This is a genomic window from Petrotoga sp. 9T1HF07.CasAA.8.2, from assembly GCF_002895585.1.
Taxonomy (GTDB): Bacteria; Thermotogota; Thermotogae; order Petrotogales; family Petrotogaceae; genus Petrotoga; species Petrotoga mobilis.
Map to the genome: position 1 here is coordinate 1 of NZ_AZRI01000005.1, position 13,683 is coordinate 13,683.

At 36.7% G+C, this 13,683-nt stretch carries 12 protein-coding genes and 1 riboswitch; of the genes, 1 reads left to right on the forward strand and 11 read right to left on the reverse strand.

Going from position 1 to position 13,683, the window contains the following annotated elements; genetic code table 11:
* Window positions 1-254 precede the first annotated feature (254 nt).
* Window positions 255-1,205: an ROK family protein gene (locus X925_RS00955; RefSeq protein ID WP_121958876.1), complete on the reverse strand. Its 951-nt coding sequence runs from the start codon at window positions 1,203-1,205 to the stop codon at window positions 255-257.
* A 272-nt stretch (window positions 1,206-1,477) separates the two neighbouring features.
* Here X925_RS00955 and ispD point away from each other — a divergent pair, with 272 nt between their 5' ends.
* Entirely contained in the window at window positions 1,478-2,152 is a 675-nt protein-coding gene (gene ispD / locus X925_RS00960; RefSeq protein WP_121567234.1) for a 2-C-methyl-D-erythritol 4-phosphate cytidylyltransferase, read from the forward strand.
* 5 nt (window positions 2,153-2,157) lie between these two features.
* On the opposite strand, the gene X925_RS00965 is transcribed toward ispD, so the two are convergent.
* From X925_RS00965 to X925_RS01010, 10 genes are all read right to left on the reverse strand, one after another.
* Window positions 2,158-3,267: an amidohydrolase gene (locus tag X925_RS00965; protein WP_121958877.1), complete on the reverse strand. Its 1,110-nt coding sequence runs from the start codon at window positions 3,265-3,267 to the stop codon at window positions 2,158-2,160.
* The gene (locus tag X925_RS00970) at window positions 3,264-4,403 is read right to left on the reverse strand and encodes an aspartate aminotransferase family protein (RefSeq protein ID WP_121958878.1); all 1,140 of its coding nucleotides are present in this window, start codon (window positions 4,401-4,403) and stop codon (window positions 3,264-3,266) included. Before X925_RS00970 ends, X925_RS00965 begins: the two co-directional genes overlap by 4 nt.
* Entirely contained in the window at window positions 4,400-5,599 is a 1,200-nt protein-coding gene (locus X925_RS00975; protein ID WP_121958879.1) for an aspartate kinase, read from the reverse strand. Before X925_RS00975 ends, X925_RS00970 begins: the two co-directional genes overlap by 4 nt.
* 35 nt (window positions 5,600-5,634) lie before the next feature.
* Window positions 5,635-6,336, reverse strand: a complete 702-nt coding sequence (dapD, locus tag X925_RS00980; RefSeq protein WP_121958880.1) for a 2,3,4,5-tetrahydropyridine-2,6-dicarboxylate N-acetyltransferase — start codon at window positions 6,334-6,336, stop codon at window positions 5,635-5,637.
* Between the two features lie 298 nt (window positions 6,337-6,634).
* A complete protein-coding gene (locus X925_RS00985) occupies window positions 6,635-7,273 on the reverse strand; it encodes a 4-hydroxy-tetrahydrodipicolinate reductase (protein WP_121958881.1) in 639 nt (212 codons plus the stop codon).
* Window positions 7,270-8,148, reverse strand: a complete 879-nt coding sequence (gene dapA / locus X925_RS00990) for a 4-hydroxy-tetrahydrodipicolinate synthase (RefSeq protein WP_121958882.1) — start codon at window positions 8,146-8,148, stop codon at window positions 7,270-7,272. The genes X925_RS00985 and dapA overlap by 4 nt, the downstream gene beginning before the upstream one ends.
* Window positions 8,149-8,173: 25 nt before the next feature.
* A complete protein-coding gene (lysA, locus tag X925_RS00995; RefSeq protein ID WP_121958883.1) occupies window positions 8,174-9,412 on the reverse strand; it encodes a diaminopimelate decarboxylase in 1,239 nt (412 codons plus the stop codon).
* 1 nt (window position 9,413) lies between these two features.
* Window positions 9,414-10,385, reverse strand: coding sequence for an aspartate-semialdehyde dehydrogenase (locus X925_RS01000; protein ID WP_121958884.1), 972 nt, complete (start codon window positions 10,383-10,385; stop codon window positions 9,414-9,416).
* Window positions 10,386-10,457: 72 nt separating this feature from the next.
* A riboswitch (Lysine riboswitch) is annotated at window positions 10,458-10,637 on the reverse strand.
* A 72-nt stretch (window positions 10,638-10,709) separates the two neighbouring features.
* Window positions 10,710-11,195, reverse strand: coding sequence for an HPP family protein (locus tag X925_RS01005; RefSeq protein ID WP_121958885.1), 486 nt, complete (start codon window positions 11,193-11,195; stop codon window positions 10,710-10,712).
* Window positions 11,196-11,224: 29 nt separating this feature from the next.
* Window positions 11,225-13,486 (reverse strand): POTRA domain-containing protein, encoded by a 2,262-nt coding sequence (locus tag X925_RS01010; protein WP_158245380.1) that lies wholly within the window; start codon window positions 13,484-13,486, stop codon window positions 11,225-11,227.
* Window positions 13,487-13,683: the final 197 nt, after the last annotated feature.

Below are 13,683 nucleotides of genomic sequence, written 5' to 3' on the forward strand. Positions count from 1 at the left end.
GTCTGGGGGGCGGGGAGATGTATAAAAGAGAGAGATATAATTATTGTGGAAACTGCAGGGATAAGTACTGTTTATGCTAATGAAGGTGGAGTTATTTTTTTTTTTAAAGTGAATTAAATTTTGGAAAATCCCCGCCACTCTAGGCGGGGATAATATATAAAAAGTTTTTTTGCCTTTATCTTTGTATTATACAGCAAGAATGAATGCAGGTGAAATTTTCTTTCGGTCCTAGATAAGAGATTTTTGATTATGAACTATAAGGGGTTTTCTTCGGCATAAAAGGCTGCAGATGCTGCTCCTAAAATACCCGCATCTTCTACTAAAGATGATTGTTCTATAGTGTAAGTATCTGCGAAACTGCTCATTACATATTTTTTCGTCATTTCTCTTAATGGAACAAAAAGAGCATCACCTGCTCTGCTTAACCCCCCACCGATTATAATTTTCTCGGGGTTGAAGGCATGAATATATCCTCCAATAGCCCGTGCAAGTGCATCGATGGCAAAGTTACAAACTACACTGGCAAGAGGATCATTTTTTTCATAAGCTTGAAAAACGTGTTTTGATTCAATCTTTTCCTTTTTTCCGGCTAATTTTAAAACAAGGCTGTCTGGGTACCTATCTATCAAATTTCTGGCTTCTAATGCTATATATTTTGCAGAAGAAGTAGCTTCTACACATCCCCTATTACCGCAACCGCATTGTGGACCATTTGGTACAACTACAACATGTCCCAATTCTGGGGCTAGACCGTCTTTACCGGTTAAAAATGTGTTGTTGCAAACAACGCCTGAACCTATGCCTGTTCCTATGGTTAAAGCGATGAAATCGTGCAAACCCTTTGCTTTCCCAAAATACCATTCACCAAGTGCAAAGGCATTGGCATCGTTTTCTAAAAAGACGTCAACGTTTATATTTTCTTTTATCAAGCGAACCAATTCAAAATTTCGCCAGTTTGGAAAGTTTGGGGAAAATCTCACAATTCCATTTTTTCTATCTATAGAACCTGGTGAACCTATTCCAATTGCTGAAAATTCAGTGTTTTCCGTTAAATCTTTCACGGTTTTTGTTATATTAGCTATTACTTGGGCATTTCCCATTTCAACTTCTGTAGGTCTAGAAATCTTTTTAATTATTCCTTTTTTTTCATCGACTAATCCGGCTTTTATCTCAGTGCCTCCCAAATCGATTCCTACTACCAACATTGTCATCACTCCTTGAAGTGTATTTGCTGTCTTCTACTATATTTGCTCCCCTTTGCCCAGCAGCCCACCCTTGGACATTAAGGGGCTTCGCCCCTTAAAATCCTCAAAATCAAAGTTTATTTTAAAAAAAGCTTTTTGCACAAGACCGCAAAATATATTATAATAAGTTTATCAATCTATTATATCAAAAGTTAAATTAATTATTTAAAAAAAAGATGAAGTTCTACTAAATCTATTTTTTAAAATACAAAAAATAATAAAGGGTGAAGAAAATGGTTTATGCAATTATAGTAGCAGCTGGAGAAGGAAAAAGAGCGGGATTTGAAATTCCAAAACAATTTGTAAAATTAAATAACAAAACCATATTGAGAATGTCCGCTGAAAAATTCCAGAATTCAACATCAATAGATAAGTTTCTCGTCGTATCTCACAGAAACTACGTGGATTTAACAGAAAAAGAAGTTAAAATCTTTTCAAAATTTGAGAATGTGGTAATTGGCGGGAGCAGTAGACAAGAAAGCGTTTATAACGCCCTGTTGTATTTGAGTAAAAAAGATAATAAGCCTGATTTAGTTTGCATTCATGATGCCGTAAGACCTTTCGTTGATATTAAGAAAATAGATGAAAGCATCTACAAGGCCAAAGAAATAGGAGGGGCTGTTTTGGCAGAAATGGCAGAAAACACGGTTTCTCAAGTCAATAACGGTCGGATTTTAAAAACTTTAGAAAGATCCCAGATTTATCTGCATCATACCCCTCAAACTTTCGATTTTGCTAAATTACTTAAAGCTTATCAAAATGCCGAAAAGATCTTATCTTCTTTCACAGATGATGCATCTATATTTATTCATGCTGGTTATGAAACAGCGATTGTGGAAGATTACAAAAATAACATCAAACTTACAAAAAAAGAGGATTTTGAACTAGCCAGATGCATGTTTAAATGAATCTCTTAGTCTAAAAATGTCTCAAAAACCTTGATTCCAACATCTATTACCTCATCGGGTGGTAAAAATTCAGGGTTATGTAGACCGTGGTGTTCTCCTTTAGAACTTCCTAACCAACACATTAGTGCGGGATATTTTTTTGATATGAAGCCAAAATCCTCACCCGTCATTTTTAAGCCACAGTCAACAAAATTAAACGTTTTTGAGAGTTTAGGAATAAATTTGTCGTATAGCAATGAATCGTTGACGACTTCCGAATAGAAAGACCCTTTGCTTAACGAATAATCAACCCCTGTCATGGTCTTTATCCCTGACAATATATTTTTCATATCTTCGAAATATTTTAGGCTATTTTCAGAATCGACACCTCTTATACTCCCCTCAACATGGGAGTTCCCTGGTAGAATGTTGATCGCGCTACCTGCACTTACTTTACCAACGCCGATTACAAAAGGTTCCATGGGATTTTTTGGAAGTTTATCAAGCACATCTAAAAATATGCGAAGGGCGTTCAACGCATTTTTAGATTGATGGGGAAAGGCAAGATGTGAAGAAACCCCTTCAAAATCCACAAAGAACTCAAGGGCTGAAGCAAAAAGCGTACCACGCGTTGAGGCTATGGTCCCTAACGGGAAGTCATCGTTGACGTGTAGAGCAAAAGCCGCTTTTATATTGAATTTATCCAATATTCCACTTTCGATGACCTTTTGAGCTCCACCCTTTGATTCTTCTGCAGGTTGAAATAAAAATATTATATTTTTCTTTACATTATTTTTTATTACGTTGATAAAAAAACCATACAAAATAGCAGTATGAACGTCATGACCACATGCGTGCATGTATTCATTTTTTGATTTGAAATCAACGTTGGTCTTTTCTTTTATGTTTAAGGCATCGATATCTGCCCTAAAAAGAAGGTACTCATCGCCACTGTCGCCATTATATTCAACAACAAGTCCAGTTTTTAAAGGTTTATATACGTTAATGTCAACATTGTAAAAGGAAGCGACTTCTTTTACAAATCTTTCCAATAATTCTGTAGTTTGATACTCTTCAAGAGATAATTCTGGATTCTCATGTATTTTATGTCTCAATTCGTAGGGTAGAATGATCATTTTAAAACCTTCTCTAATTTTACCAGCATCTTTTCGATGTCGTTATATTCAATATTTAAAGGAGGTAGTAGACGGATCACGCTGTTATGAAGTACGTTCAACAAAAGACCCTCTTGTAGACCTTTTACCCTCATTTGAGGGTCCTCTTCTTTTAACTCTATGCCAATCATCAAACCTTTGCCTCGTACTTCTTTTACTTTTTCAAAATTTTTCTCTTTTAAATATTGCATTATGTAATTTCCTTTTTCTTCAACATCTTTCAGAAGAGAAGGGATATTTTCCACAATGAACCTAGCTCCCGCAAGGGCAACAGGATTTGGAGCAAACGTTGAACCGTGTTCTCCTTTTTCAAAAGCCTGAGATATATTTTCAAGAAATAACGTACCTCCCAAAGGCAAACCGCCGCCTATGGATTTACCGATGGTTATAATATTTGGAGATAGCCCAAAATGTTGGTATGAAAAAATTTTTCCCGTTCGCCCAAGCCCAGCTTGAACCTCATCGCAGACTAAAATAAAATTATATTTCCTTTTTAAGTCCTCTATCAAAGATGCGAATTCTGGTTTGATTGATACTATTCCTCCTGATCCCAGAATCGGTTCTACAAAAACAGCCAACGTTTCTTCACCGAATAGATCGAAGTATCTACGTAAATCCTCTACATCGTTGTACTTTAGTTCTATCGTGTTGGGAAGCAAAGGTTCAAACGGTTCTCTTAAGTCTTTAAAACCGTTAATAGAAAGTGCTCCTAAAGTTCTACCGTGAAAACCGTTCTCGAAAAAAACGATCTTATTTCTTTTATCTGTTGCTCTTTTTTTAATGGCTTTTAAAGCAGCTTCAGTTGCCTCTGCTCCAGAGTTACTGAAGTAAACGGTGCCATTTTTCCCAGTGAAATTGACTAGTTTTTCTGATACGAAAATTGCATCTTCATCGAGGAAAAAATTAGAAGTGTGCATATATCTATCCATCTTTTCCTTCAACGCTTTTAACAAAGATGGATGAGAATGCCCAAAACTCATTACTCCTATACCAGAAAATGTGTCCAGAAACGCTTCCCCTGTTTTATCGTAAATGTAACAACCTTCCGCTCTATCAATTTTTATTGGAAACGGGTTGTAGACTTGTATTAGGCTCATAAATCAAACTCCTTTGCTATATTTTCCACGGCTTTTTGCTTATACTCTTTTGGAATCAAACATGAAATTTTTATTTCCGAAGTAGTCACCAAAAAGATAGGGATATCTTCAATAGCTTTAAAAAATCGGGAAGCCACTCCTCTTGCCTTCCTCATACCAATTCCGACTACCGATATTTTGACTAAGTCATTTTTAAAATCAATAAAATTCTCATGATCATTTTTAAGAGAATCACTTAAAACTTCTCGAAAATTATCGATTACGCTATCTACGATACTGAAAGAGATATCAGCTTTTTCATTATTTTTTATTATTGATATCATATCAATGTTTAAATTTTTGTTGGCAGCGATTTCAAAAATTTTATTAATAAAAAAATGATCCGTCGGAAGATTTAAAATAGTGACTTGGGTTTGATTTTCAGCCACACTTAAACCGGTTACAACAGGTTCTTCTAAATATTCGTTGTAATTATCCACTACGTAACTTCCCTCCTCATCTGAAAAAGACGATGCACAGTATAACTCCACATTAAACTTTTTAGCGATTTCTACAGACCTTGGGTGCAACACTTTTGCTCCTAAAGCCGCCATTTCCAGCATTTCATCGTAAGTAACGTATTTTAATTTTTTTGCATTAGGATAAATCTTTGGATCGATTGTATAAATGCCGGCAAAATTACTGTATATCTCACACTTGACTTTTAAAGAAGCGGCTAAGGCAACAGCAGAAGTATCAGAACCTCCTCTTCCCAAGGTTGTCAAATCTCCTTCTTCTGTAATACCTTGAAACCCTGTGATAACCAAAACATCATTGTTTGCAAGATTTTTGTGAATTACCTCTTTGTTTATCGCTCTGATCTGAGCCTCATTGTAATCAGAAGTGGTTAATAATCCTAATTGAAAGGCATTCATGGATTTTGATCTGACACCTCTATCGTTCAATATCATAGACAACAAAGAGGCACTGATCTGTTCTCCAGTAGCTAAAAGCATATCCAATTCTCTTGGATTAGGGTTCTTAACTGTTTCTTTAGCTAATGCAATCAATCTATTCGTGGTCTCTCCTCTTGCAGAAACCACAACTAATACTTTAAACCCTTCATCTACCTTGTTACATATTCTCTTGGCAACGTTGTTCAACCTTTCAGAATCCGCAAGAGAACTTCCTCCGTACTTTTGAACTATCAACTGCATGTTTAATCCACCCCGGTAAATTTGATATGAACAAATTATTTCAAATTTCTAAGTCCTTCTACAAGTTGCGTTTTGGCTTTTGTTTTCTCGTCAACCTTCTTAATGAATTTTGCAGGGACTCCTGCTACCACAGAGTAAGGTTCGACATCAGAAATTACAACAGAGCCAGCTCCGACTATTGATCCCTGACCTACTTTCACTCCTTCTAATACCACCGCGTTAGCTCCAATAAGAACATTATCCTCAATCACCACTGGTTGAGCGCTTGGGGGTTCTATTACCCCTGCTATAACTGCTCCTGCCCCAATATGGCAATTTTTACCTATTTGAGCCCTTCCTCCTATAACGACGTTCATATCTATCATGGTGTTTTCTTTAATGCAAGCTCCTATATTGATAACGGCACCCATCATAACAACACAACCGTCGCCTATCTCCACAAGATCCCTTATTATGGCACCTGGTTCTATTCTCGCATTGTATTTAGATAAATCTGCCAACGGAATGGCAGAATTTTTTCTATCCCTTTCTATTCTGTAATTAATTATAGAATCTTTATAAGTTTCATAAATTGGTTTGAAATCTTCTTCTTCGCAAAACAAGATTCCGAATTCATTGTTACCGTAAAATTCTACATTGGAAAGATCTACTTCTTTGAGGTTACCTTTAAGGTAGACCTTCAAAGGATTCTTTTTCTTTGAGTTTGCTATTAAATTTATTATTTCTTCGGTGTTCATGATGACCTCCTATTAACTGTTTTAGCGCCCTTTCACCCCGCTCCCCACCCGTTTTAAGGAAAGGGACCTGCGGTCCCTTAGACCTGGAGGGGGAGGGCTCCGCCCTGTGACCCTTTTAAAACATTTTCTTGTAAGCTTTGCCTAATCTTTATTTGCGCCCCTTCGCCCCGCAGCCCGCCCATAAGGAAAAGAGATCTTTATTTAGCGCCCTTCGCCCCGCAGCCCGCCCATTTTAAGGAAGGGACCTGCGGTCCCTTAGACCTGGAGGGGGATGGCTCCGCCCTGTGACCTGATCCGCTCAAATTACGTCGGTAAAGGTGAAATACCCATTCTCTTTATTGGTTACAAACTCTGCGGACTTAAGGACCCCTTCTGCGAAGGCTCTTCTTGATAAAGCCCTATGAGAAATACTGAGAACTTCGCCCAAGTTCGCCATGTACAATACATGATCCCCTGCTACATTTCCCAATCTTAATGAGCTTATTGGTACATCTTTATCCAAGCTTTCTTTTATCATCTTGGCTGTTCCAGAAGGCTTATCTTTTTTAAATCTATGGTGTGTTTCTATTATCTCAACATCCCATCCATCGATTTTATCTTTCAAAAAGTCCGCCATCTTTAAAAATAATTGTATGCCGATAGAAAAGTTGTAGCTTTGAACTACTGGTACGTCTTTAGATAAAGTTTTTAAAGCTTCAATTTGTTCATCTTGAAGTCCTGTTGTTCCAATGATCAATGGAACTTTAAATTTATTCACATAATCTTCTGTTTTTTCAAAAGCCTCAGCAAGCGAAAAATCGATAATAAGTTGGGGTTTTTCTTGAAAATACTCACCATCTTTATCGTATCCCCAGACAAATTCATGGTTCTTCTCCTCAAAGAGGTCTTTTATCTCTTTTCCCATTCGTCCTTTGTATCCTACTATACCTATCTTCATACTAGATCCAACCTTTCCATCTCTTCTTTTAGAAGTTTCTCTGTTTCTTGACTTGCTTTCACCAATGGTAATCTCACGACATTTTCACATAAACCTAACAAAGAAACGGCATATTTGACAGGAATGGGGTTAACCTCTTTGAATAAAAGTTTGTTGAGTTTCATAAATTGATTATTTAATTTTCTTGCCTTTTCTAAATCGTTGTTAAGAATGCTATGAGTTAATTCAACAAAAGGCCTGGGGGCAACATTGGACGTAACCGAGATAAGCCCATCTCCTCCTAAGCTCATTATAGGGAGGACTTGATCGTCGTTTCCTGAAAACACCTTAAGAGAATCCGGTTTTATAGAAAATAATTCTCCTATTTGAGATATATTACCGCTAGCTTCTTTCACTCCAATAACGTTTTTACAGTTTTCGTGGATAGAAACGACTGTTTCTGGGAGTATATTCATGCCGGTTCTTGAAGGTACGTTGTACATTATTATTGGTAAAGTTGTTCTTTCAGAGATGTACTTAAAATACTCTACCAATCCTTTTTGCGTACTTTTATTGTAATAAGGGGTAACGATTAATAAACCATCTGCACCAGCACTTTCAGCTACTTTATTGTTTTTCAAAACATGATTCACGTTGTTTGTTCCCGTTCCCACAATAACGGGAATTTTCTTATTGACAATTTCTACTACCGTGTTGACAATTTTTTCTCTTTCTTCTTCTTCAATAGCAGGTGCTTCGCCCGTAGTTCCTAAAACTATTAAACTGTCAACACCATTATCAAGCTGATATTTAACAAAAGATCTTAGTGAATTATAATCGACGTTCAATTCTTTGTCGAAAGGTGTGATCATTGCTGTTCCAAGACCATTAAACATTGAGAATTCCTCCTTCTTAAAAGTTTTATTTCAAAGTTGCAAAGTAATCATCCAACGTTTCGGCTCTTCTTATCATTTTGAATTCTCCATCTTTGGTGAACAAAAACTCAGCGGATCTTAATTTTCCATTATAGTTATATCCCATGGAGTATCCATGAGCACCTACATCATGAAAAACCAGCACGTCTCCACGTTTTAATTCCGGTAATAATCGATCTGTTGCCAGTTTGTCGTTATTTTCGCACAAGGATCCTACTACATCGTACAACTCTGTTTTTTCATCAATGTTTTTATTTAAAACCGTTATATGATGATAAGCCTTGTACATAGCGGGTCTCAATAAGTTTGCAGAGTTAGCGTCAATTCCAGCGTATTTTTTGTAGGACTCTTTTATATGCAAGACTTTTGTTATTAAGTAGCCATTAGGTCCAGTGATGTATCTTCCGTGCTCCATATATATCTTTGGAGGTTTTAGCCCATTTTCCAGTAAAATATTCTCATACAATTTTTTTATTTGGCGTGAGATGTAGTATATATCAAGTTCCGTTTCTTCGGGTTTATAAGGTATACCAAAACCGCCTCCGAGATTTATGAATTCAAAATCTATTCCTAATTTCTTATTCACTTCCACAGCGGTTTCAAAAAGAAATTGGGCGACTTTTATTATGTTTTGAGGGTTCAATTCGTTTGAGATCAACATCGCATGCAGTCCAAATCTTTTAACCCCATAATCTTTAAGTCTGGTGAATCCGTTTATTAGATCCATTTTAGGTACTCCGAATTTTGATTCCTTTAAATTCCCTATTATCTCGTTTCCAAAATCCCCGCCTGGATTGTATCTGATGGACACCAAATCAGGCAACTTATATTTTTCTTTTAATAAATCTATATGGCTTACATCGTCAAGATTCAAAATGGCGTTTAAAGATAAAGCCTTTTCATACTCTTGCAAAGGGGTATCGTTGGATGTAAATAGGATCTCGTTATTCACAAATCCACTTTTTTCTGCTGCCACCAGTTCTGCCATTGAGCTGCAATCTACTCCACAACCTTCTTCTTTTGTGATCTTTAATATGTTGGGATTAGGGGTTGCCTTCACGGCGAAAAACTCTTTGAAATCAGCCCAAGAAAAGGCATCTTTTAATGTTTTTATTCTATTTCTTATACCTTTTTCATCGTAGAGATAAAAAGGTGTTTGTACGCTCTTTAATAGATTATTTAACTCTTTCTCTGAAAAGGGAAGTTCTTTTTTCAAACCCCGCACCTCAATTCAATTCCCTGTGTTTTTGAAGTATTCTAATTGCATTGGTAGCAGCACCAACTCTTATATTATCCGCTATAACCCACATCAAAAAGGTTTTTTCTTCGATTTTTCTTATTCTAGAGACAAATGTAATATCACTTCCCGCAACTTCTATGGGAGTAATTTTTTCCTTGTTGTACTCGACGTTTGGAGTCGATTCAACCAATTTTATAATCTCATCAACAGAAGAATCCAACTTCGTTCTGAAGAAAACCGATTCGGAATGACCGTAGAGTACAGGCACTCTAACGGTTGTAGGGAATACTTTAATTTCTTTGTCAGAAAAAATTTTTCTAGTTTCGTTTATCATCTTTTCTTCTTCAAAAGTAAGCCCGTTCTCCTTTCTTTCACCAATCAATGGTATAACGTTGTTCTTTATGACCTTTGGAAAATGTTTCACTTCATTTATCCCTTTTTCTTGGTTTAAAAGCTCGATTATGCCCTTGTTTCCAGCCCCAGATACCGCCTGATATGTGGAAACAACTATTTCTTTTAAACCCAACTCACGATGTATGCCGTTAAGGGCTAAAACCATTTGAATGGTTGAACAGTTAGGGTTCGCAATTATTCCTCTGTAATTTTTCAACAACTCTGCATTAACCTCTGGAACGACAAGGGGAATCTTTTCGTCCATCCTAAATTGTGAAGAATTGTCTATAACGACATTCCCTGATTCTTGCGCTATGGGGGCGAATTTTTTTGACACCGAGGCACCAGCCGAGAAAAAAAGGTAATCAAACTTTTCTTTCATACTCTCTTCTTGCAGCTTTTCCACGGTGTATCTTTTAGAACCTACTTTGATCTCTTGCCCTTGAGACCTTTCCGATGCAAACAACCGTAATTCGGAAATTTCGTTAATTAGTTTGTATTCTTCAAATAGCTTCAAAAATGTTCTTCCTACCTCACCGGTAGCTCCGACAACTCCAACTTTCAAAAAAAGCACCTCCAAAATCAAAAAACCTCTCACTGTGGAGAGGTCTTAATAATAAGAAAATATATTTTTCTCATTTTTAGCGGCTCTCCACGTTCTTCACGTGACAGTTATGCAGGTATTCCCCACATACCCAGAAGTCCGAAGATGAGGGTTTTCTTCTTACTTCTTCGGCAACCTCGCCTTTCGCTTCTTCTAAATTTCCCTCTTTTAAAAGAAGAAGTTACTATTCTCGGTTGCGCCTCCGCTTTAAATAATTAATTTTGTTATAAGATAACATATTGAAATAACACAAAGAATAAATAAAAGTTACTTTTCCATTTCTTTTTAAATTAAATCTATCATATAAGGTTTTAGGAAATGATGGACAACCGCCAAGATTGCCACACTTATAAAAACAGATAGAAATGCATTTAAACTAAATCCTGTTATACTCAAACTCAGTGCTGTACCCGCAGCTGGTGGATGTTCTGTATCAATGACAACCATAAGAAATATAGATAAACCTACGGCGAGGGCATACGATAAATCAGAGAATACGAAATTACCGTTAAGGAAAAGAGAAAAAATACTTCCGCATATAAATCCTACCGCATGTCCACCAACCAAGTTTCTAGCCTTAGCGACCATACTTTTTGGCATCGCAAAAACTATGAAAGTCGATGCCCCTAACGAACTAACTATTATAGGCCTGTCTTGAACATTCAAAATCAAAAGTATGAAAAAGATCGTGATGGTAGCCAATAAACTTTGAAAAACATACTTCTTCCAGTTCTTTTTAAACTTTAAAAAGATATTAGAAATTTCATTCAATTATAAATTCCCCCTAAGGGAACATAAATTTAAAATGTCTGACCAAAACCGAACCAGACCTGTCCTTGTAAAGCCTCATCCCATCCATACCCAAAGCCTATTTGACCCAATAAAGGAATTGTGAATCTTAATCCGCCACCAAAAGACAAGATACCACCACCAATAAGGTTACTGACGTCATCTTGAGCGCTACCGTAATCAAAATAGGCAATGAGATCCAATGGGACTTGACCCGTGGCAAGCTCGTAAGCCAATTCTGTGTTGAATAAAAGTAAATTTTCTCCTTCTTGTTCGTAAAAATCAGAAGTCCTTACAGAGTACATTCCTCCTACATTGTACTGATAATGCAGGTTAGAATCGATGTTAGAATTATAGACGGTACCCAGTTTTAGTCTACTTCCCAATGTGAATTTATAGAAACTGTAAAACAGTTTACCTTCAGTGTTGGCACCAACATAGTAATTGGCATTGCTTGTTTCAACCCCACCGATACCGTTTATTTGGAAATATTGACCATTATAAGGCCTATAAGGGCTGTCTAAGCTATTGTATAAATACCCGATTGAACCAGAAAGTAGATTAAGATTACTTTCATCCAATAATTTGTAGTTATTGTAGGTAAAGGAACTTGTTATATAAGAGAAATCTTGTATACTGTATCTTGGAGCAACAGATAAGGACAGATAGTTCGTCGCATCTTCCCCGATGTTCGAATAATACTCTCCATCACCGCTTACCGTATAATGTATGCCGGCGCCTAAATCAAGATCACTACCAGCCAACTTAATAACATCGTAATCGAACCCAAAGGAGTAGTAATTCCCCAAAGGATTCAAATCTGAGTTGAGAGAAAATGTTTGTCCGTATCCAAAAGGATTTAACCACTGAACCTCAAGCTGACCCGTAAAACCTTGATACCATTCTTGACCTTCTTCTGGTAAGCTCCAGGTGACACCACCCATTAATTTCCCGAGTTTTTCGCTTTCTATGGGGGTTATCCTAAAGCCTATTACATCTTCGGCTTGTTGTATTGGCTGTATTTTAACGTCTTCAAAAAATCCTGTTCCCATGAAGGATGTGTAGGTATCTTGTAATTTTTGCTGGTTGACAACCTCGCCTGGTTTTATCTTCACTAAGGACTCAACTATGTACGGTTGGGTTTTAGCGGTTGCCTCTTGAGTTATTTCAACCTCTCCAACCTTAGGTTCCGTTATTTCGAAAATTAATTCATCATCTTGGTATTTAGGGATAATTAACGTGTAAATATATCCATTGTCGTAATAAACCTTTTGGAGGTTATCGTAAGCGTAAAGAACGTCTAAGTTACTCACAGGGTTTCCTAATGGAACAAACTCATTCACAACCTCATTCAATCTGAAGTCTTCTAAACTTTCATTTCCGACAAAAGATATTTTGTTTATTACTACTGGCTCTTGAGGAACAATTTTTCTTAAGTTGCCTTCTAAAACCAGTAATAACTCTCCACCTTTATTTTCTTCTATTTCGGTTACTTCGAAACGTAAATTCGTGTCAGCGGAGAAAAACGGAATTTGATTTAACGAGTTCAATATATTCTGAACCTTTTGAAAACTTGGGTAGGTTTCTTTGGCGTTGGGTCTAAACAAGAAGAATTTGCTATTCCAATCTTTTCTAAAATCAAAACCGATTCTTTCCTTTATGTTTTCTTTATCCAGTTGAGATAATTCTCCCCTTAATTCTAAATCCCAAAGAGAATACTCTTTAACGATGAAAACCAAGGTATCTGATGAATATTCTTTATTGTTTATCTCAGTTGCCTCTAAGGTGATCTCATCTCCAGACATTTTTAGATTAGAGTATATATCAACGAATTGGTAACCGTTTTTTATGTACAAATCTTGTATATTTTTCATCGAGGTTTGAAAATCGTTTAGATTCAAAGGGACATTGGTATTTAAACTGATCGAAGAACGAATATTTTCTTTGTCGATCAATTCATCACCTAAGATCTCAACTTCGTAATTTGTTACAATAGGGTTGGGCTTAAATATGAATTCCAGATTCCCATTTTCGTCCAAATTGTAAGATACAGAGGTAAAATAACCTGATTTTAATATTTCTTGTATAGCCAATCTAATGTCTATATCCCCCACATAGGAGCCTTCTTGTATACCATAATTTGTTAACACCCTTTCCACATCTGTTGCTGCATAAGATATGTCAACATTGTAGGAAATGTCGTTTAAAAGGGTTATTGAAAATGCGAATCCTGCGATGAGAAAGACGGTAAATAGTAGAAAATGTTTTTTCATATTAAAACCTCCTAATTTTTTGTAGTTTGTTAGCGCCCTTATACCCCGCTTCCCACCCTTTTTAGAAAGGGACCTGCGGTCCCTAACTCGTGGTGGGTGGAGGGCTCCGCCCTGTGACCCTTTTAAAACATTTTTTTGTAAGCTGCGCTTAGTCGTTATTTGCGCCCCTTCGCCCCGCAGCCCACCCATAAGGAAAA